Annotated in this window: 14 protein-coding genes and 3 pseudogenes; 11 read left to right on the top strand and 6 right to left on the bottom strand. The window is 44.8% G+C overall.

What is annotated here, in order from left to right; all coding sequences use genetic code 11:
- Nucleotides 1-213 (top strand): annotated as a pseudogene (locus tag L5M10_RS13540) (IS3 family transposase); the annotation flags it as partial.
- An 18-nt stretch (nucleotides 214-231) separates the two neighbouring features.
- Here the strand turns inward: L5M10_RS13540 and L5M10_RS13535 are convergent.
- From L5M10_RS13535 to gmtY, 3 genes are all read right to left on the bottom strand, one after another.
- A complete protein-coding gene (locus L5M10_RS13535) occupies nucleotides 232-2,358 on the bottom strand; it encodes an integrase repeat-containing protein (protein WP_263255415.1) in 2,127 nt (708 codons plus the stop codon).
- Nucleotides 2,359-2,446: 88 nt separating this feature from the next.
- Nucleotides 2,447-2,761, bottom strand: coding sequence for an integrase repeat-containing protein (locus L5M10_RS13530; protein WP_263255414.1), 315 nt, complete (start codon nucleotides 2,759-2,761; stop codon nucleotides 2,447-2,449).
- Nucleotides 2,758-4,059 (bottom strand): gamma-mobile-trio recombinase GmtY, encoded by a 1,302-nt coding sequence (gmtY, locus tag L5M10_RS13525; RefSeq protein ID WP_263255413.1) that lies wholly within the window; start codon nucleotides 4,057-4,059, stop codon nucleotides 2,758-2,760. Before gmtY ends, L5M10_RS13530 begins: the two co-directional genes overlap by 4 nt.
- A 137-nt stretch (nucleotides 4,060-4,196) precedes the next feature.
- On the opposite strand from gmtY, the pseudogene L5M10_RS13520 reads away from it, so the two are divergent.
- From L5M10_RS13520 to L5M10_RS13510, 3 genes and pseudogenes are all read left to right on the top strand, one after another.
- Nucleotides 4,197-4,559: pseudogene (locus L5M10_RS13520) on the top strand (GreA/GreB family elongation factor); the annotation flags it as partial.
- Nucleotides 4,560-4,721: 162 nt separating this feature from the next.
- On the top strand, nucleotides 4,722-7,085 hold the full coding sequence (locus L5M10_RS13515; protein WP_198572413.1) for a Tex family protein: 2,364 nt from the start codon (nucleotides 4,722-4,724) through the stop codon (nucleotides 7,083-7,085).
- Between the two features lie 218 nt (nucleotides 7,086-7,303).
- Nucleotides 7,304-9,268 carry an LTA synthase family protein gene (locus tag L5M10_RS13510; protein ID WP_263162437.1) on the top strand — a complete coding sequence of 655 codons (1,965 nt, stop codon included), beginning with the start codon at nucleotides 7,304-7,306 and terminating at the stop codon, nucleotides 9,266-9,268.
- A 99-nt stretch (nucleotides 9,269-9,367) separates the two neighbouring features.
- On the opposite strand, the gene L5M10_RS13505 is transcribed toward L5M10_RS13510, so the two are convergent.
- Both L5M10_RS13505 and bioH read right to left on the bottom strand, forming a co-directional pair.
- A complete protein-coding gene (locus L5M10_RS13505; protein ID WP_173248241.1) occupies nucleotides 9,368-9,925 on the bottom strand; it encodes a hypothetical protein in 558 nt (185 codons plus the stop codon).
- A gap of 61 nt (nucleotides 9,926-9,986) precedes the next feature.
- A complete protein-coding gene (gene bioH, locus L5M10_RS13500; RefSeq protein WP_212599493.1) occupies nucleotides 9,987-10,781 on the bottom strand; it encodes a pimeloyl-ACP methyl ester esterase BioH in 795 nt (264 codons plus the stop codon).
- A 32-nt stretch (nucleotides 10,782-10,813) separates the two neighbouring features.
- Here bioH and L5M10_RS13495 point away from each other — a divergent pair, with 32 nt between their 5' ends.
- The 7 genes from L5M10_RS13495 (at nucleotide 10,814) to nfuA (ending at nucleotide 18,029) form a co-directional block, all read left to right on the top strand.
- Nucleotides 10,814-11,596, top strand: a complete 783-nt coding sequence (locus tag L5M10_RS13495; RefSeq protein WP_263162434.1) for a ComF family protein — start codon at nucleotides 10,814-10,816, stop codon at nucleotides 11,594-11,596.
- A 177-nt stretch (nucleotides 11,597-11,773) separates the two neighbouring features.
- Nucleotides 11,774-12,520, top strand: coding sequence for a helix-turn-helix transcriptional regulator (locus L5M10_RS13490; RefSeq protein WP_263162431.1), 747 nt, complete (start codon nucleotides 11,774-11,776; stop codon nucleotides 12,518-12,520).
- Nucleotides 12,521-12,522: 2 nt separating this feature from the next.
- A complete protein-coding gene (locus L5M10_RS13485; protein WP_263192496.1) occupies nucleotides 12,523-13,200 on the top strand; it encodes a response regulator transcription factor in 678 nt (225 codons plus the stop codon).
- The gene (locus L5M10_RS13480; protein WP_263196380.1) at nucleotides 13,187-14,431 is read left to right on the top strand and encodes a sensor histidine kinase; all 1,245 of its coding nucleotides are present in this window, start codon (nucleotides 13,187-13,189) and stop codon (nucleotides 14,429-14,431) included. The genes L5M10_RS13485 and L5M10_RS13480 overlap by 14 nt, the downstream gene beginning before the upstream one ends.
- 174 nt (nucleotides 14,432-14,605) lie before the next feature.
- Nucleotides 14,606-15,370 (top strand): outer membrane protein OmpK, encoded by a 765-nt coding sequence (locus tag L5M10_RS13475; protein ID WP_263196378.1) that lies wholly within the window; start codon nucleotides 14,606-14,608, stop codon nucleotides 15,368-15,370.
- A gap of 92 nt (nucleotides 15,371-15,462) precedes the next feature.
- Nucleotides 15,463-17,211, top strand: coding sequence for a urocanate reductase (gene urdA, locus L5M10_RS13470; protein ID WP_263196376.1), 1,749 nt, complete (start codon nucleotides 15,463-15,465; stop codon nucleotides 17,209-17,211).
- Between the two features lie 239 nt (nucleotides 17,212-17,450).
- On the top strand, nucleotides 17,451-18,029 hold the full coding sequence (gene nfuA, locus L5M10_RS13465) for a Fe-S biogenesis protein NfuA (protein ID WP_006079591.1): 579 nt from the start codon (nucleotides 17,451-17,453) through the stop codon (nucleotides 18,027-18,029).
- A gap of 83 nt (nucleotides 18,030-18,112) precedes the next feature.
- On the opposite strand, the pseudogene L5M10_RS13460 reads toward nfuA, so the two are convergent.
- Nucleotides 18,113-20,040: pseudogene (locus L5M10_RS13460) on the bottom strand (alpha/beta hydrolase family protein).
- Nucleotides 20,041-20,046 lie beyond the last annotated feature (6 nt).

Genomic DNA, 20,046 nt, shown 5'->3' with positions numbered 1-20,046 from the left:
CATCGCCATAGCGGCATAAGGTTCGTGACACCGGCGCAGCGGCATCAGCAACAAGATGTCGCTCTGCTGGAGAAGCGTAAAGCGGTATATGAACAAGCTAAGTCAGACTACCCACAACGGTGGGCTGGCAGAGCAACCAGAAACTGGAGCCCTATAGGGCCAGTAAGTTTGAATCCGGAGCGGGAAATCGTGCAGGCTCAGGCAGCAGCATAAAACGGGAAAATCGGACAACTACCTTGAAAAACTCCGTGTGCATTGATGGGAACGGGCTATTTTTTTTAGCTCATGAAGTTCATATGGTTTGGGAATATCTAGTAAATCATACCAATCAATCCAATTGTTGAATTTCTTATCTGGTTTCGAAGGGAGTTGCGCATAGTTTTTCTGTAGGTGGCGATACTGTAGTGAATTCTTGATTCCTAAAATTTTGCATGCGTCTTTTAATTTTTTAAGTGTTTGTATTTGCTTTGGTAGTAAAAACTCAAACCAAGATTGCCAGTCGACGGAATAGACTGTCTCAGGGCGACTGGGCAAGCGCGGGTCTTCACGGTAGCGCTGTAGGTAATCTGGCTGAGAAGTGATGCTGAGGGCTTGGGCAGCCAGTTGGGCTTCGGCGAGGGAGGCATAGAATTTATTTTCTGTACCTAAAAATGTGGGCCAGGATTGCCAGTCGGCGGAATAGGTTGCATTCGGGGCGCTGGGCAAGCGCGGGTCTTCACGGTAGCGCTGTTTGTAATCTGGCTGAGAGGTGATGCTGAGGGCTTGGACAGCCAGTTGGGCTTCGGCGAGAGTGGTATAGAATGTTTTTTCTTCTTTACCTAAAAATGTGGGCCAGGATTGCCAGTCGGCGGAGTAGACTGTCACAGGGCGACTGGGCAAGCGCGGGTCTTCACGGTAGCGCTGTAGGTAATCTGGCTGAGAGGTGATGCTGAGGGCTTGGGCAGCCAGTTGGGCTTCGGCGAGGGAGGCATAGAATTTATTTTCTGTACCTAAAAATGTGGGCCAGGATTGCCAATCGGCGGAATAGGTTGCATTCGGGGCGCTGGGCAAGCGCGGGTCTCTACGGTAGCGCTGTTTGTAATCTGGCTGAGAGGTGATGCTGAGGGCTTGGGCAGCCAGTTGGGCTTCGGCGAGGGAGGTATAGAATGTTTTTTCTTCTTTACCTAAAAATGTGGGCCAGGATTGCCAGTCGGCGGAATAGACTGTCTCAGGGCGACTGGGCAAGCGCGGGTCTTTACGGTAGCGCTGTTTGTAATCTGGCTTTGAGGTGATGCTGAGGACTTGGGCAGCCAGTTGGGCTTCGGCGAGGGAGGTATAGAATTTATTTTCTGTACCTAAAAATGTGGGCCAGGATTGCCAGTCGACGGAATAGACTGTCTCAGGGCGACTGGGCAAGCGCGGGTCTTCACGGTAGCGCTGTAGGTAATCTGGCTTAGAGGTGATGCTGAGGACTTGGACAGCCAGTTGGGCTTCGGCGAGGGAGGTATAGAATTTATTTTCTGTACCTAAAAATGTGGGCCAGGATTGCCAGTCGACGGAATAGACTGTCTCAGGGCGACTGGGCAAGCGCGGGTCTTCACGGTAGCGCTGTTTGTAATCTGGCTGAGAAGTGATGCTGAGGGCTTGGGCTGCCAGTTGGGCTTCGGCGATGGAGGTATAGAATTTATTTTCTGTACCTAAAAATGTGGGCCAGGATTGCCAGTCGGCGGAATAGACTGTCTCAGGGCGACTGGGCAAGCGCGGGTCTCTACGGTAGCGCTGTTTGTAATCTGGCTTAGAGGTGATGCTGAGGACTTGGGCAGCCAGTTGGGCTTCGGCGAGGGAGGCATAGAATTTATTTTCTGTACCTAAAAATGTGGGCCAGGATTGCCAGTCGGCGGAATAGGTTGCATTAGGGTTGCTGGGTAATCGTGGGTCTTCACGGTAGCGCTGTAGGTAATCTGGCTGAGAGGTGATGCTGAGGACTTGGACAGCCAGTTGGGCTTCGGCGAGGGAGGTATAGAATGTTTTTTCTGTACCTAAAAATGTGGGCCAGGATTGCCAGTCGCCGGAATAGGTTGCATTAGGGTTGCTGGGTAATCGTGGGTCTTCACGGTAACGCTGTTTGTAATCTGGCTGAGAGGTGATGCAGAGGACTTGGGCAGCCAGTTGGGCTTCGGCGAGGGAGGCATAGAATTTATTTTCTGTACCTAAAAATGTGGGCCAGGATTGCCAGTCGGCGGAATAGGTTGCATTAGGGTTGCTGGGTAATCGTGGGTCTTCACGGTAGCGCTGTAGGTAATCTGGCTTAGAGGTGATGCTGAGGACTTGGACAGCCAGTTGGGCTTCTGTTAACGAAGCATAAAAATATTTTTTCATTGGCCTAACTCCCTAGCTTTTCTATAATTTCATAGTGTTGAGGTTGAAATTACAACAAACAACTTTCTGTGTTTTATGGTTCCCAGGTTTATTCGACATTTCTCCCAGGGCTTCTTGGCAGACGCGGGTCTTCGTGGTAACGCTTTTGGTATTCAGGCACTGAAGTGATGCCTAGCGTTTGAGCGACCAGCTGAGCTTCTGTGAAGGAGGGATGGAATGTTTTTTCTTCTTTACCTAAAAATGTGGGCCAGGATTGCCAGTTGGCGGAATAGGTCACATTCGGGGCGACTGGGCAGTCGCGGGTTTTCAAGGTGTCGCTGCTGGTATTCTGCCTGTGAGGCGATGCCAAGGGCTTGGTAGCCTGTTGGGCTTCTGCTAGCGAAGCATAAAAACATTTTTTCATAGGCTCATCTCCCTGATTTTTTCTCTAATTTCATAGTCTTGAGGTTTTATATACACCAAGCAACTTTCTGGGTTTTTATGGTGCATTGCTTTTTGAATTTCTAACTGATTAAAACCAGAAGTCGCGAGCCTATAACCATATGAATGCCTGTGAGCGTGTGGGCTAGTTCCTTGATGCTTATCCGAATCAAGTCCTATACGTTCAATTGCTTTTTGATACTTTTTTATAAAATTCTTCTTGGATTCGGGTTGCCCTTTACTGTTGGTAAAGAGATAAGGGTGATCTCCATCTACTCTGCTAGATAAGTAATCTCTTAGCAGATCAGTAAATTCGACGGCTTTAATGTGAGGAAAAATCATGACATTGAAAGAAAGGTTACGGGCAGTAAGCAGTGATCCTTTCCAACCCGAAAAAAGTCTGTGTGAGCGTTGATATTCATTTCGGGGCTTAAGATGAAACTGTAGATTTAAAAAATCGCGCCGATTTGTAAAATTAGGCAATGGACTGGCCCCGTCGCTTGGATGAAACACTGAAATGATCGTAGCGCCAGTTTTATTATCAATCGCAACATCATGAGTATAGATATGGAAACATTCGGATAGTCTTAGGCCACCATAGTGCATAAGCATCACGATGAGTATGCTGCCTAAATCGAATTTTCCAGCTTGATTGGTAAACCCATATTGTAAAAAACGTTCAAAATGTTCATCTGGGAATCGGGATACTGATTCAACCGAAAGTACATGTGCGGTTGGGGCTTGTACCCTACGACTCATTGCAAATTTGTTTGGAGATGGGTGATTTAGGTGGTTTAAAAAGCAGTTCGATTGACGTTTGTAGTAGGCACACCATCGGATTCTTTCTTCTGCCTTAGTTGCTCGTCTTAGGGGATTTAAATTGGGTAATTCGTGCCCATAAATTCCATCAATGTAATCGCAATACAAGTTGATATGACTTAGCAGAGTATTCACATCTGCAATCCTTCGAGGGAACCAGTAGAGGTTCAATTCATCAATCTGTTGGCTGTCTAAAGTTCCAAAGTTTAGGGCATCAACGAAAGATTGGAGCAACTCAGTTGCAGACATGTCTGAATGTTGATGTGCATCTATGAACTTTAAAAGTAGCTGAATTGCAAACGTATTCCGTTCAATCCAAGATTGGGATTTATTTCGTTTTGAGAAGAGAAATCGCAAATGAGAAATGAGCAAGCCATTTTCAGTGAAAAGGGCAGGAAGTCTTATTGCTGTAGTTGCATAAGAAGTGGTAAATGCAACATTGAGCTTTAGAACTGAAGGCATTTTTATACCAACAAATTAATAGTATAAAGTATATAGTTGGGGATTCTAATTTTGTCAAAGTGATAAGGATTAGGAAGAAAAATGATCTCATTGAGACGATAACGATGTATTTAGTATGATGTTGTTAGGAGTACTAATACACCTACAACAAGCGTTTGTTAAGACAAATTGATGGCCGAGTCAGATACTTAGTTAAGCGGTTAGAAGAATTAAAAATCGTCGATTACTCGCCGCAGCAGGAAGGCAAAATATTCTTTGGCGCTTGGTTTGAGCTTGAAAATGAAGCAGGTGATCGAGTGCGTTATCGGATCGTCGGTAAAGATGAGCTCGATACAAAATTAGGCTATATCACCATCGACTCGCCCATGGCGCGTGCCTTAATCGGCAAGCAAGTGGATGATGAGGTGCTAGTGCAAACGCCATCGGGTCCAAAAGAGTGGTATATCAATCAGATCCGTTATACCCCTTTTGAAACTACTCTCGCCAGCGAGGCGAATTAACCACAGACTTGCCGCTCTTAAAATAGCGGCGGTAGTCACTGGATTGCGGGAAAGATCAAACTCTCTGATTTGACCTAGGCTTTAGCATGAAACATACGGGGCGCCTGTGGTATCTTTGGCGCAATAACGATTTACTTTACAGTTAGGCACGACACTTTATTTATGCAAACTAATGCACATAACATCGCTCTGATTATCGCTCAAGAACTGAATGTTCGTGAGCAACAAGTTGCCGCAACCATCACTCTGCTCGACGATGGCGCGACAGTTCCCTTCGTTGCCCGTTACCGTAAAGAAGCCACAGGCGGTTTAGACGATACACAACTGCGTACCTTGTACACACGTTTAGGTTACCTGCGTGAGCTGAACGACAGACGCCAAGTGATCCTGTCTAGCATCCAAGCTCAGGGTAAGTTAACGCCAGAATTACAATGGGCGATTGACGAGGCAGACAGTAAGACACGCCTCGAAGATTTATACCTGCCCTTCAAACCTAAGCGTCGTACTAAGGGCCAAATCGCTATCGAGGCTGGGCTTGAGCCATTAGCCGATGCATTACTGGCTGATCGTAGCGTAGATGTCGAGACTACAGCGGCAGGCTATATCAATAGCGAAGCGGGTTTTGCCGATGTTAAAGCTGTGCTCGAGGGCGCGCGTTATATCCTGATGGAGCGTTACGCCGAAGACGCTGAATTACTGCGTAAAGTGCGTGAGCATTTAAGCCAAAACAGTGTGTTAGAAAGCCGTTTAATTGCTGGCAAAGAGAAAGACGGCGCGAAGTTCCGCGATTATTTTGAGCATACAGAACAGTTAGCTAAGATCCCATCACACCGTGCACTGGCTATGCTGCGTGGGCGTAATGAAGGTTTCTTAACCTTATCTATGAATGCCGATCCAGCCGCTGAAGCGGGCCAAGGTAGTTACTGCGAAGTGATTATCTGTGATCATTTAGGGCTGAAATTAGGTGATAGCAGCGTTGATCAATGGTTGAAAACTGTGGTGACGGCGACATGGCGTATTAAGATTGCCCTGCAGATGGAAACTGAGTTTATTTCGCAAATGCGCGAACGCGCTGAAGCCGAAGCGATTAAAGTTTTCGCCCGTAATCTAGGTGATTTATTGATGGCCGCTCCTGCGGGCGCGAAAGCCACCATGGGACTCGATCCTGGTTTACGTACCGGTGTTAAAGTCGCTGTGGTCGATAACACAGGTAAGTTGTTGTGCCATGCGACTATTTTCCCACACGCACCGCAAAATCTGTGGGAAAAGTCGATCCGTACTTTGGCTAACTTAGTCAAAATGCATAAGGTTGAGCTGATTGCGATTGGTAACGGCACTGCATCAAGGGAAACTGACAAACTGGCTGCTGAGCTGATTGCCGAAGTGAAAGATACCCATCCACATTTGACCAAAGTGATGGTCAGTGAGGCGGGTGCGTCTGTGTATTCTGCATCGGAATTGGCGGCGTTGGAGTTTCCTGATCTTGATGTGTCGATTCGTGGTGCAGTGTCTATCGCCCGTCGCTTGCAAGATCCATTAGCCGAATTAGTGAAGATTGAGCCTAAGTCTATCGGTGTCGGTCAATACCAACACGACGTGAGTCAAAGCCAATTATCGGGTTCGTTGGAAGCCGTGGTGGAAGACTGTGTAAACGGCGTGGGTGTAGATCTCAACATGGCCTCAGTGCCGTTATTGTCACAAGTGGCAGGTTTAAATAAGACGTTAGCGAAAAACGTGGTCGATTATCGCGATGCCAATGGTCAGTTTAAGAATCGTAAAGAGCTGCTGAAAGTACCGCGTTTAGGGCCTAAAGCCTACGAGCAAGCAGCGGGCTTTTTGCGTATTCGAGAAGGGGACAATCCACTCGATGCCTCGTCTGTGCATCCTGAGGCTTATTCGCTAGTGGAAACTATCGCTAAGACTAAGCAAGTAGAGTTGGCGAGCCTGATGGGTAACTCTGATTTGCTGCGCAGCATCAAGGCAGAAGAGTTTATTACGGCGGAATTTGGTTTGCCGACGGTCACAGATATTTTAGCCGAACTGGATAAGCCTGGACGCGATCCCCGCGGTGAGTTCAAAACCGCCAAGTTTAAAGATGGTGTTGAAGAACTTAAACATCTGAAACCTGAAATGGTACTCGAAGGCGTAGTGACCAACGTGACTAATTTTGGTGCCTTCGTCGATATTGGCGTACATCAAGATGGGCTCGTGCATATCTCTTCTCTAACCGACAAGTTCATCAGCGACCCGCACACTGTGGTGAAAGCGGGAGATGTGGTGAAAGTCAAAGTAATGGAAGTTGACGTTGAGCGCCGCCGCATCGGTTTGAGCATGCGTTTGGATGAAGCTATCGACCAAAGCAAGCCGCAGCAAAGACCGCACAATCCTGCCAGAACTAATCATGGTAAAACACCGCAGTCAGCGAAACCGGCTGCGCGTCCTGCGCAAAAGCAAGCACCTAAAGCGCCAGCAAACGCGGCCATGGGCAATGCCTTTGCTGATGCCTTCGCTAAGCTGAAAAAGTAGACGCTGTAATGTTAATACTCGGACATACGTCATGTCCGAGTCGACTTTTTAACCTGTTACTCACAAAATTGTTGCATAAATGTCGTCTTAGGGAATATAAAGTCGGCATTTAATGCAACGTTAAGCAAAATCGGTTGTCATAGCACAGCTTATTCACCGATTTTTCAAATTGACACTCCAAAGCAGAGTGGCTCTTTTTACACGTTTTGGGGTAACACATGCAATCTGGTTTATCACCTCGCGGGCGAAACAATGCCCATGGGCCTTTTCGCGCCATCTTTATCTTTTCGTTATTAGTGCTTTTCATTGCCACCGCGAGCCGTATCGCTTTAGGGCTGTGGCAAGCCGATCGCGTGGCCGCTGTGGATGGTTGGTCGCATCTCTTAATTCAAGGTTTACGCGTCGATATCGCTACCCTGTGCTGGTTATGGGGTATTGCTGCCTTAGGAACCGCATTATTTTCAGGTGATCATTTTATTGGCCGTCTGTGGCAGCCGATTTTACGGGTGTGGTTAACCGTCGGTCTGTGGATAATGCTGTTTTTAGAAGCATCGACCCCCGCTTTTATTGAAGAATACGGTTTTCGTCCGAATCGTTTGTATGTGGAATATCTGATCTACCCGAAAGAAGTGCTTTCTATGCTGTGGGCGGGTCGTAAGCTTGAGCTTATTTTCTCAATATTATTAACCATAGGTACACTCTGGGGCGGTTGGGTTCTCAGCGGTAAACTGACGAAAAACCTGCGCTTTCCACGCTGGTATTGGCGTCCAGTATTAGCGTTAATCGTTATCGCAATTACGATATTAGGTGCCCGTTCAACCTTGGGTCATCGTCCGCTTAACCCCGCTCTGGTGGCCTTTGCTGACGATCCATTGGTGAACTCTTTAGTGATTAACTCTGCTTATTCCTTGGTGTTTGCCATCAAGCAGATGGATAGTGAAGAAGATGCTTCTAAAGTGTATGGCAAGCTAGATAACGCGGAGGTTATTGCAACGATTAGGCAGGAAAGTGGTCGCCCTGAAAGTGCCTTTACTTCAACGGATATCCCATCACTGAGCTTTAACCAAGCCAGTTATACTGGTAAGCCAAAGAACTTAGTGATCCTACTGCAAGAGAGCTTAGGCGCCCGTTTTGTCGGCAGTTTAGGTGGGTTACCCCTGACACCGAATATCGATGCCTTGTCTAAAGAAGGTTGGTATTTCGATAACTTGTACGCTACTGGTACACGATCTGTACGCGGAATCGAAGCCGTGACAACAGGTTTTACGCCAACGCCAGCTCGCGCTGTGGTGAAGCTAGGTAAGAGCCAAGTTGGCTTTTTCAGTATTGCTGAATTACTTAAAAATCATGGATATACCACGCAGTTTATTTATGGTGGTGAGAGCCATTTCGACAATATGCGTAGCTTCTTCTTGGGCAACGGCTTTAGTGACATTATAGATCAGAAAGATTACAAATCTCCGGCCTTCGTGGGTTCGTGGGGCGCGTCAGACGAAGATTTAATGCGCAAGGCCAACAGTGAGTTTGAGCGTCTGCATAGTGAAGGTAAGCCTTTCTTTAGTTTGGTGTTTAGTTCGAGTAACCATGATCCATTTGAATTCCCAGATGATCGTATCGAACTTTATGAACAACCTAAGCAAACTCGCAATAATGCGGCGAAATATGCCGACTATGCGGTTGGTGAGTTTTTCAAATTGGCGAAAAACGCAGACTATTGGAAAGACACGATTTTTATCGTGGTTGCCGACCATGACAGTCGAGTGGGTGGCGCGGATCTGGTGCCAGTGTCACGTTTTCGTATTCCGGGATTAATTCTTGGGGATAATGTTGCACCAAAACGCGATCATCGTATTGTGAGCCAGATTGATTTACCGCCAACACTGTTATCATTGATTGGTATTTCAGACTCTTATCCTATGCTGGGCCGAGATTTGACCCAAGTCAGCGATGATTGGCCTGGACGCGCGTTAATGCAATACGATAAAAACTTTGCCCTGATGGAAGGTAAAGATGTAGTGATCCTGCAGCCAGAAAAAGCGGCTCAAGGTTTCGAATACAATGAAAAAACTGAGCAGTTAACGCCTTATGCGCCAGCCGCTGCAGCGCTAGAGAAGAAAGCCTTAAGTTGGGCATTGTGGGGCAGTTTGGCCTACCAGCAAGAGCTGTATCGTTTGCCTAAATAAGCGTTAAACAGAATGGAAAATGCCGCTATTTTTAGCGGCATTTTTGTTTATCATTCAGGTTAATTTTGTGCGCAAACGGATTCATACGATTGGAATAGGTTAAATCCACGTCGACATAATAGATTCTTGCTCTGGCTGAGTCTGTTGTTGATAGAACTGACTAATGCGTTGCCCAAGTTGTTGATAAAATTGACTCGATTCGCCTTGAAGCGATTGCCTTGCCGTACTGCTGGTATTCGCTTTGGCGTTACTGCTGGCATAATTTGCCGCACCTTGACTGACCTTTAAGCGTATATCCTTACGTTGCAGCGCCGCTTGGCCTCTTGCAGCAATTTTTAGCGTTTTAGGTAAAACACGCTCGGCCACTACAAGGGGCGCTTTTTTCTCTTGCTGTTGTTGGTTCTGTTGCTGTGAGGATTGCTGTTGCTGCTGTTTTTCTTGAACTTGTTGCTGATTATGCTCGAGCGTTTTCGCCTGTTGTTGAGCTTGATCCGCAGTGCGTTCATTCTGTGGATTAAAGGCGCGTTCTTCGTGACCTTTAGTTGCAGCTTGTGGTGGGATGACCACAGGTTTCAGTTGGTTGTCGACCCGAGCCGAGTCCGTCGCGACATTACTGGTCGCTAGCGGGACTTGGGGGTAGTTACTGACAACTAACATGGGAAATTCCTTGGCACATTAATGGTTAAATACTAGTCATTAATCGCTCAAAGATAAAGCGTTAACGTGTCTGTAACGTTAACCAAGGCATAAATACCTGCAAAAACTCCTGCTGATGGGAAATAAAGGGCGCGTGAGAGGCTTTGGCGAGCATCACATCCTCACTTTGAGCTGTGATGGGCATTTTAGGTGGTACGCGTTTGGGTACTAGCCCGTCGAGTCGGCCCCAGATCCTTAGCCAAGGTTGTTGCAACTCTATCAGTTGCTGCCTTAAGTCGACGTCGGTCAGCATATTTAGGCCTTGAGTTAAGGCTCTGGCATTGGGTAAAGGGCGTGCGAGGACAAGATCGCGCAGTTGTTTGATGTCTTCTTTGGCGGTTTCGCTACCCATGGCTTGAATCGCCAGAAATCTCTCTATAGTTTTAGGTAAATTTTGGCCGAGTTGTTCTCTAAATTGATTGAGGACTTGTGGCGGAATGCCCGGCCATGCTTCGTCCTCCCTTGCCATAAAGCAAGGGGATGAGGCAATAGTAATCAAGCCTTTGATTTTTTGTGGATAACTTAACGCTGCCTGAGTCGCAACGAGCCCACCGAGTGACCAGCCGGCCCAAATAGCGTGTTCAGGCAATGCAGCGACCAAGGTATCTACCCAGGTTGATAGGCCACCTTCAACCATTTGGCTATGGCCAAAGCCCGGCAAGTCTACATAGTGTACCCTATACTGAGACAGTGACTCATGTAATGGCGTAAACACAGCGCTATTCACTCCCCAACCGTGAAGCATCACCAGATCTGGCCCTTGGCCGCTGATTTCAATATGCAAATTTGCTTGGTTTGTGGATGTCACTTGGCTCACTTGAGTGCCTCAAAAATGGATTAGGTGAATGTATGCCGTACTTTGTCAAAAGGATTTGGTCGCAATCTGCTTTGCGGGTAATGCGTTTAGGCTATCAACTCGGTACAAGGTGGTTGGCGGGCAGTTTACCTAACCGTTGCCTGCTGTGCCACCAATCCATATCACTTCCCGAGACTGGCATTTGCGCCGTTTGTCTTCAATCTGGCTTATATCATGGGCCTATTTGCTTAGGTTGCGGTAAGTCGATGCAAATAGAAGTCGATTATTGCGGTGAATGCCAAAAGCGTCAGCCACGTAAAGTCATTGCGCCTTGTAGTTATCATCAAGGTTTGGGTGCTTGGGTTGGTGCGATTAAATATCAAGGTCAACTTGCCGCTTTGCCCGTGCTGTGTCGCGCCTTAGTGGCACGACTTAAGGTATTAGAACAGCAAGGATTAATCTCGCTGCCTCAAGCGATAGTGCCAGTTCCATTGCATCCAAAACGTTTGCAACAACGGGGATTTAATCAGGCGTGGTTAATTGCCCATGACTTATCGCAGCTCTTGCAACTGCCATTAGTGAGCGAAGGGTTAACGCGTCAACAAGACACTCGACCGCAGGCGGGGCTTTCGGGGGCGCAGCGACGACGCAACTTACATGATGCCTTTATGTTAGCGGATGATTTTGCGTTCCAGCGTATTGCATTGGTGGATGATGTGGTCACCACTGGCACTACAGTCTCTGAAATTGCTCGCTTATTCGAAGCGCGTTATGTGCATGTTCAAGTATGGTGTTTGGCAAGGGCTGAGGCGCCAGGCTTGTTGGATGATATTTAAAAAGGTTAAAAGCATTGCTCCATTATATCTTTGTGTATGTCAAAATTATGTCAAAAATACTGCGTAAACATGAATAAGTTTTAATTTTGCGACAAGATGTAAGTATCTGTATCAATGGGTTTTGTTTATTTTTTGTATTGAGATACCTTCCTATATTATTTCGTTTGGAGGGTATTTATGGACGCTAAACTGGCGCGATCAAATGCAGATACGGCATCAACGCTGAAGGACGTTATTCAGGCGATAAACTACTCTTTAAAGCTACATGGTTTTTGTGGTTTCTGGTTTCAAGGAGTTCCACATTGTGCGTATGAAAATTATCACTTTCCAAAAGATACCAATCTGTTCTCTCCTACGGCACTAAGAAAACCTATCGCCAGCATAGCTTCTTCCCATGTCATAGCTGAATTACAGCATTTTTATTTAAATCAGATAGCCTCCCATGATTTCAATTTTGGTTTTTCATTGGATACTTCAAAATCTTATATGTATAGATTCACGAGTGAAAAAAATGATAAGACCAGCTTACTGTTTAGTAAGCATAATATTCAAAGTGTTTTGAGCTGGCCCATCTCATGCCACTCTAATCGTCATTGGGCAGGCCGGTTTATACTACTTAGCCATCTTAGTGCTTCGGAGGTGGTATTAGAGGGATTGGCAGACACTTTAAAGGAAGCTCAAAACAAGCTTTTTGAATGTAATAAACAATTGTTCAATCCATTTCTACAAAGCTCTCTGCTTAAAGATAATGCGAGAGATATCCTACTTATGGTCGCAAACGGTCTTCAAAACGACGAAATTTCAACTCAGCTCCCGATAAGTGTCAGAGGAGTTGAATATCATATGGAATCTATGCGTAAGAAGTTTGGGGCTACAAATAGAGCAAATTTAATCCATTTAGCCCATCAATATGAGTTGATTTAAAAATGTTGATATTACTGGTTGAAGATAATCGACTTCTTTCTAACAACATCATTCAATATCTTGAATTGAGTGGTATAGAGTGTGATTACGCTTTCAACTTGGCACAAGCGGATATGCTCATTAGTCAGCAGCAGTTCGACGCTATTATTCTCGATCTAAATTTGCCGGATGGTGATGGGATTGAAGCGTGTGAACGCTGGAAAGCACAGTGCATTACCTCACCAGTAATCATGTTAACTGCACGAAGTAGTCTGAATGATCGCTTGAGTGGGTTTGCTGTGGGCGCGGACGATTATTTAGTAAAACCCTTTGCAATGGAGGAACTGGTCGCGCGATTGAAGGTGGTTGCTCAGCGTCGTCCCGCACCCCAAAGGTTGACTATTGGCGACCTAGAAATCGATTTTGCAAACCACATGGTGTATCGGCAAGGGCAACTGCTGGCTTTGTCTAAAACCGGATGGCAGATCTTGGCTTTATTAGCTAGGCGTAGTCCAGAAACGGTGAGTAGAGAAGAGATTGAGCGAATGCTTTGGCCCGACAGTACACCTGATAGTGATAGCTTGCGCAGCCATATTCATCTTTTGCGCCGAGTGATCGATCGCCCCTTTGAACGGCAAATATTACATACGATTCGTGGCGTCGGTTTAAGCCTTAGAGATGATATCAATGCAAGCGCCTAAACTTAGCCTCAAGCGTAGTTATCAAGTGTGGGGAGTTATTTTTCTATTAATAACCTTAGGTGTAAATAGTTTTATCCCGCTTTGCATGATGTGTGCAGGTATGATTTCTATGCATGAAGTCACAATGCACAATGCAGGGCAAGCGGCCGAAGCATTACTGAAGCTGGCGGAGCCAACTCAGCAATCATTACTTCATCAACCACTTCTAAAAACCGATAACTTAACAGTCTATCCTCATTGGCGAGATATTCCGCTGCAAATTCGTGAGTTAAGTAACAATGAAGTCTTAACTGATGCGAGCACAATTCACTATGAGCATGCAGAAGGTCCCATTGTTAACGCGTTAAGTGTGTACTACACTCAAACTGGCCAGCCGCTATATGTTTGGCTGCAGTTTAGTGTTACCCATGATTTGCAATTTGCCCCTAAAAATATGACGGCGATCTTGCTGCTTGTCTTGATAACCTTTTGTGCCAGTGCAAGTTTAGCGTTTTATATGCAAAGTAAAGTGATTACGCCTGTTCATCAAATTAGTCATGCGATTAAACAACATGATTGGGAAGGAGGAGGAAAACTGAGTTTACCAGAACAAGAATATGCTGAATTAAAAGCTATTGTTGATGCTTTAGATAACTCGATTTTACAACTTCAGGAGGCTCAGCAGCGAGAACTCAATTTTTTACGTTTTGCTAGTCATGAGTTACGTACGCCAGTCGCCATATGCCAATCTTCATTCGAAATCCTCGCATTACAACAAGGTGAGCTTACGGGGGCAACTCTGTATGCTTCCCAAGCGACCAATCAAATGAAGTCACTCATTGAAACCCTACTATGGTTAACTAATAAAGAGTGTTCAAACCTAGAAAAGGAAAACGTAGCATTATCGCCTTTACTTGCCAGTATTATCGAGGAGCAGCAACGGGTACATGGTTATGAGCAAAAAATTCAATTATTGTGTGACGATACTTGCTTGCCCGTCCAGCTTCATCCGCTAAAAATCATATTAAGCAATTTATTAAGGAATAGTATTGAGCATGGTGGGATGGATATTAGTATTACTCAAGATGCTTGTTGTATAGCAATAACCAATTCCTACAATAGTAAGGGCCGCCATGGATTTGGTTTAGGGCTTTTACTGGTGAAACGTCTCGCGAATCAACTGGGTTGGATTTTTACTAGCTCATCTGCAAATAATTTATTTACTGCTAGGCTGGTAATATCTAATAACTAAAGAATGGGAACTATAGATTTACTGCATTAAACCACACACTTTTAAAATGCAAAAGCGCCGTTGGGCTTAGATCACATAGTCATCATGCTATTCGTAGTAACTTTATTATATAAAGTTTACTGGTCGATAAGTATTTTAAAATACTTCCTAGAATACATGGTTGAGAGGGACTCTATGTGTAAAAAAAGTGTGGCATCCATTTTAGTCAGTGCAATTATTTTTAGTGGTTCAGTATATTCTGATGTGAATAAAACGAGCGTGGATTTAGGTTATAAGTTTTATACCAGTGACGCAAAAAATGATAACCCAGGTGTTTTTAATCAACCTTTTGTAAAGTTGAATCATTTAGGAATTGCTGATTGGGGTACTTACTTTGCTAATCTTAAGCTCGAAAACCCTGCTGAAATCGCGGAAAATCAGAAGAACCTTGATGGTAAAACTACCATTAAGTCATTATTGATACTTGAAAATAAGCTGGGAGAGTCGCAGTTCAACTTCTGGACTCAGAACTTTATCTCTGCGAGTGAAACGCTAGTTGAAGATAATCTTTACTTAGGTATTACCCATAATGCAAAAATTCAAAATTTATCACTAAACTATGGTGTCGGTTTAAATTATACCATTGGTAGCTTTTCTCCCACATCAGAGAAGTTTAATGATCTGTCAGGTTATGCCGTGGTTTTAAATGCAAAGTACCCATTTGAGTTGCTAGGGTTAAAACATAGTTTAAGTTTGAATTATGAAGCACAAATTGATAGGGATGCAGCGCATCAAGCATTATTTTCATATGACAGCTATGGCCATCAGATAATTACAACATTACAAACAAGCCTCACGGATTCAATATTTTCAAAGTTATATATCACCCATTATGATAGCTGGGGCTCACAATATAATGATGGTATTGAATACGGTATATCTGTTGGTTATCAGTTTTAACGGTTTATCAAATAGGTTGAAATTTTGATAAGTAGAATCTCATTTAATTTGGTGCTGTTCTAATTTTCATCAAAAATAATAAGGGAATTGTAATGCATTATAAAAAATCCATTATTGGTATTGCTGCCACGGCAACAGCAATTATTGTCGGCTGTCAAGTTACCCATCAAATAGTAAAAAGCCAGGGAACCGCTCAAGGCAAGCATGGCGAAGTGCAGGTCGAAACCACATTCAAAGACGGACACATTGTGGCGATTGATGTACTAAAGCAAAAGGAAAATAAGGTCCTTGCTGGTGCCGTATTTAAAGATGTTAAACAGGCGATTATTGATAATAACTCTATCGAGGTTGACGGTATTGCAGGCGCAACCGTAACGTCTAAAGCGCTTAAAGAAGCCGTGGGTAAAAGTGTTGAAGCCGCAGGTGTTACGTTAGTTGCTGTCGCTTCAGCTAAAAAAAATGAAGCATTAACACCAGCAGAATATACCTATGATGTGGTGATTATTGGCTCGGGTGGTGCAGGTTTCAGTGCTGGTTTAGAGGCTATGGCCGCAGGCCGCTCCGCCGTTATTATTGAAAAAATGCCAATTATTGGTGGTAACTCATTGATCTCGGGTGCTGAGATGAATGTTGCTGGTAGTTGGGTACAAAAAAATATGGGTGTTACTGATAGCAAAGAGCTGTTTATTAACGACACGCTAAAAGGCGGCGATTTCAAAGGTGACCCTGAAATGGTTAAGACCATGGTCGATAATGCGGTTGATGCAGCTGAGTGGTTAAGGGATTACGTCAAAGTAGAATTTTACCCAGATCAATTATTTCAGTTTGGTGGACACAGCGTGAAACGAGCGCTAATCCCTAAAGGTCATACCGGAGCAGAGGTGATCAGCAAGTTTTCTATTAAAGCTGAAGAAGTTGGCTTACCAATTCATACCAATACTAAGGCTGAAAAGTTAATTCAAGATCAAACGGGCCGAATTGTGGGTGTAGAAGCGACTCATAATGGCAAAACGGTAACCTACTATGCAAAACGCGGTGTTGTGATTGCCACGGGTGGCTTCTCGTCTAACATGGAAATGCGTAAAAAATATAACCCAGAGTTAGATGAACGATATGGCAGCACTGGTCATTCAGGTGGTACTGGTGACGGTATTGTGATGGCAGAAAAAATACATGCAGCAGCTAAAAATATGGGATATATCCAGTCATATCCCATTTGTAGCCCAACCTCGGGTGCGATTGCCTTGATTGCTGACTCTCGCTTCTTTGGTGCGGTGTTAATCAACCAGAAGGGTGAGCGCTTTGTTGAGGAATTGGAACGCCGAGATGTGATTTCACAGGCCATTCTAGCCCAACCAGGCCGTTATACTTATCTGCTCTGGAACCAAGCTATTGAAGATGTTGCCCATACTGTTGAAATGCATCAAGGTGAACTGAAGGAATTCACAAAAGACGGGCTAATGTATAAGGTCGACACCTTAGAAGAAGCCGCTAAAGTCTTTAATATTCCTGAAGATAAGCTGTTATCAACGATTAAAGACGTGAATCGTTATGCCGCAACAGGAAAGGATGAAGCCTTTAATCATCGCTCAGGATTGGTTGATTTAAGTAAAGGACCTTATTGGATTTTAAAGGCGACACCTTCTGTGCACCATACAATGGGTGGACTAGCGGTTGATATACGTACTCGTGTACTTGATGAACAAGGAAAGGTGATTCCGGGCTTGTTTGCTGCGGGTGAAGTGACTGGTTTAACCCATGGAACCAATCGACTCGGTGGAAATGCTTACACTGATATCATTGTCTTTGGTCGTATCGCTGGACAAGAAGCGGCTAAATAGTTTGTATTTTATGTCTGGCTTAAAGCGACCCAATTGGGTCGCTTTTGTTTGTAAATGATGCAGTTCACTCGCGTACAACACATTCGTTTAAAGCTTGTTTATGATGAATAAATCGTGATCGCTATGGCAAAAATCCATAAACTTGCTATCCAAAGGACTACAAAGCGAAGGTGAGTCGGAGTATCATACGGCTAATTCTTACTAAAACACTCAGGTATCCCCTGACGGAGCAGGTTTTCATGATTACCATTTCCGATGCGGCTCAAGCCCATTTTGTTAAGTTGTTAGCAGATCAACCTGAAGGCACTCATATTCGCGTATTTGTGATCAGTCCTGGTACCTCGCAAGCCGAGTGTGGTGTGTCTTATTGTCCACCGGATGCAGTGGAAAGTGATGATATTGAAATCGAGTTCACTGGCTTCAATGCTATGGTCGATGAGAAGAGTGCACCTTTCCTTGAAGATGCCACTATCGATTTTGTGACTGACCAATTAGGTTCACAACTCACGCTCAAAGCACCTAACGCAAAAATGCGTAAAGTGTCAGGTGATGCACCTTTAGTCGAGCGTATCGAATACGTGATCCAATCTGAAATCAACCCTCAGTTAGCTGGCCATGGTGGTAATATCATGCTGGTTGAAATCACTAAAGAAGGCGTGGCTGTACTGCAGTTCGGCGGTGGTTGTAACGGTTGTTCTCAAGTTGATATCACCCTGAAAGATGGTATCGAAAAACAATTGTTAGACATGTTCCCAGGTGAGTTGACTGGCGTACGTGACGTGACAGATCACCAACACGGTGAACATTCTTACGCTTAATCTTGTTTGTTAAGCTGAATGAAAAACGCGACCTTGAGTCGCGTTTTTTATATTTGGCTTTCGCTTTAAGTGCAGTTGTTCAGTTATAACTTAGGGTTGAGATTATCAGCTAAGAACTTATCTAAGGCTTTAAACGTCGCGAGTCTGTTGTCGTTATTGCTCAGGTAATGATCACCATTTTCCAACTCAATATACTCCACTGGTTTATTCAGTGATTTGAGCTCGTCATACATTTCTCGGCTATGTTGAACCTTAACGACTCTGTCCTTATCGCCATGTAGCAGTAATACTGGGATGTTAATTTTATCTGCTTTACTGATAGGTGAGCGCTCATAGAGGGCATCGAGATCATCTCCTATTTGCTCTTTAACCACTTCATAGTTGGTATGTCTGCGGCTTGATTTTACTAGGTAGGCCACATCGGTCACACCAGCCACACTGATGGCGCAACGGTAAAGATCGGGAGCCCCATTAAGGCCGCGTAACCACCATAACTCGCACCGGCAATACAAATGCGTTTAGGATCGCTAATCCCTTGAGCTATTAGGTAACGAGTCCCGTCTTCAACATCGTTTTGCATTTCGAGACCCCAGCTTTTTAGGCCAGCCTTCATAAACTCATAGCCGTAACCTGCCGACCCCCTGAAATTCATTCGAAATACCGCATAACCACGATTAGCGAAAAACTGTGCCCAGTAGTCGAAGTCGTTACTGTCATAACTGATCGGGCCGCCATGGGGGAAAATAATCGTCGGTAGCTGTTTGGCTTCGAGTCCCTTTGGCACTGTTAGGTAAGCATCGATTTTGAGCTTATCCCTTGCTTCGTAAGTTAGATGTTGGGTGTTGGCGAGTAGCTCACTATTGAGCTTGCCGTATCTGTTCGCGATGGGATATAACGTTTTTTCGTCCCTATCGCCGAAGTAATAAGTGCCAGGCTCGGTTGAGCTGGTGGAATACACTATGTAGCGGCGTTCATTTGCACTGAATTGAGTAATATAGTTGTGAGCATCGGGTAATACAGCCTTAAGACCATTTTGTAGTCCGACATATTCTGTTTCCCAGAAGGTGTATTCCTCGCCGTCGCCTTCACTGATACCAATGACTTTTTTCTTTAATTGCGAGTAGAGTAAATCCCCTTCGACGTCAGTTGCTTCATTGGCGTAAACCAACTCTTTTGTAAGATTAGGGTCGGTCAGGTTCACTTTAAAAATGGCTTCGAAACCTTGGTGATAGGCGCGAACGTAGAGGATATTAGGGTCTGCATCAAAACCTAATGGCCAAACCGTGTCCTCAGAGAAGGCTTTAAAGGTCCAAAGCAAGCGTGAATCACTCTTTTGCTCGGCCTGTTCATAAATACGGTACTCAGTATCATCGTTGTAGATAGAAATTCGGACTTTGTGCTGCCTGTCGGTAATCCAACTTATAATCTTCTTTTTAGCATTTTGGGTGTAACTGGATTTCCCCTGCGCTAAATTGACTTTCAGAACGCTGTCTTCGCCTACGTTTTCGCCCATTCCGTCTAATGACAGTAAAATATTATCGGGATCATCTGGCATAAGATCGATAATTTGCCCCTGATGTTGCGGGATCCAATTAAGACGGTCTAAGACGCTGCGCGGAAGGACACTCGAGGTCTTTTTCGTGGTCAAATCATACTTAACAAGGCGGGTTTCGGTTGTAGGTGTACCGTAACGGTTAGCCGGAAACTTAGCACTGATCAGTAAGATATTATCGTTTGCCCACTGCAGAGACAGGATGACAAATTTTTGATTATCCGTGTGCAGCGGAATGCTTTTTTCGCCTGTTTCTATATCTTGGATACTAACGACAGTACCTTTGAGTTTGGCTTGATCGACCCGTACAACAGAAGCGATTTTTTTGCCATTAGGCGAGAGCTGCACAGAGCTAACATCTGGGATGCTTGCAAAGGCTTCAACGGGTAATTGTGGCGCAGTGTTGGCAACCGTATAGTTACATAGCCACAGCAATAGCAGCGGTAAAATCCTTTTCATTATCGA

This window comes from Shewanella sp. SM32 (assembly GCF_025654235.1).
GTDB classification, from domain to species: Bacteria; Pseudomonadota; Gammaproteobacteria; order Enterobacterales; family Shewanellaceae; genus Shewanella; species Shewanella oncorhynchi.
Note: the sequence above shows the minus strand (reverse complement) of the source record. Positions and strands in the feature narration are given on the sequence as shown.

Excerpts from the sequence above, each read along its gene's own strand:
- gmtY (WP_263255413.1), bottom strand. The coding sequence starts at position 4,059 with ATGCCTTCAGTTCTAAAGCTCAATGTTGCATTTACCACTTCTTATGCA.
- L5M10_RS13495 (WP_263162434.1), top strand. The coding sequence starts at position 10,814 with ATGCCGTACTTTGTCAAAAGGATTTGGTCGCAATCTGCTTTGCGGGTA.
- L5M10_RS13515 (WP_198572413.1), top strand. The coding sequence starts at position 4,722 with ATGCAAACTAATGCACATAACATCGCTCTGATTATCGCTCAAGAACTG.
- L5M10_RS13480 (WP_263196380.1), top strand. The coding sequence starts at position 13,187 with ATGCAAGCGCCTAAACTTAGCCTCAAGCGTAGTTATCAAGTGTGGGGA.
- L5M10_RS13485 (WP_263192496.1), top strand. The coding sequence starts at position 12,523 with ATGTTGATATTACTGGTTGAAGATAATCGACTTCTTTCTAACAACATC.
- L5M10_RS13475 (WP_263196378.1), top strand. The coding sequence starts at position 14,606 with ATGTGTAAAAAAAGTGTGGCATCCATTTTAGTCAGTGCAATTATTTTT.
- L5M10_RS13510 (WP_263162437.1), top strand. The coding sequence starts at position 7,304 with ATGCAATCTGGTTTATCACCTCGCGGGCGAAACAATGCCCATGGGCCT.
- L5M10_RS13505 (WP_173248241.1), bottom strand. The coding sequence starts at position 9,925 with ATGTTAGTTGTCAGTAACTACCCCCAAGTCCCGCTAGCGACCAGTAAT.
- nfuA (WP_006079591.1), top strand. The coding sequence starts at position 17,451 with ATGATTACCATTTCCGATGCGGCTCAAGCCCATTTTGTTAAGTTGTTA.
- L5M10_RS13530 (WP_263255414.1), bottom strand. The coding sequence starts at position 2,761 with ATGAAAAAATGTTTTTATGCTTCGCTAGCAGAAGCCCAACAGGCTACC.
- L5M10_RS13535 (WP_263255415.1), bottom strand. The coding sequence starts at position 2,358 with ATGAAAAAATATTTTTATGCTTCGTTAACAGAAGCCCAACTGGCTGTC.
- urdA (WP_263196376.1), top strand. The coding sequence starts at position 15,463 with ATGCATTATAAAAAATCCATTATTGGTATTGCTGCCACGGCAACAGCA.
- L5M10_RS13490 (WP_263162431.1), top strand. The coding sequence starts at position 11,774 with ATGGACGCTAAACTGGCGCGATCAAATGCAGATACGGCATCAACGCTG.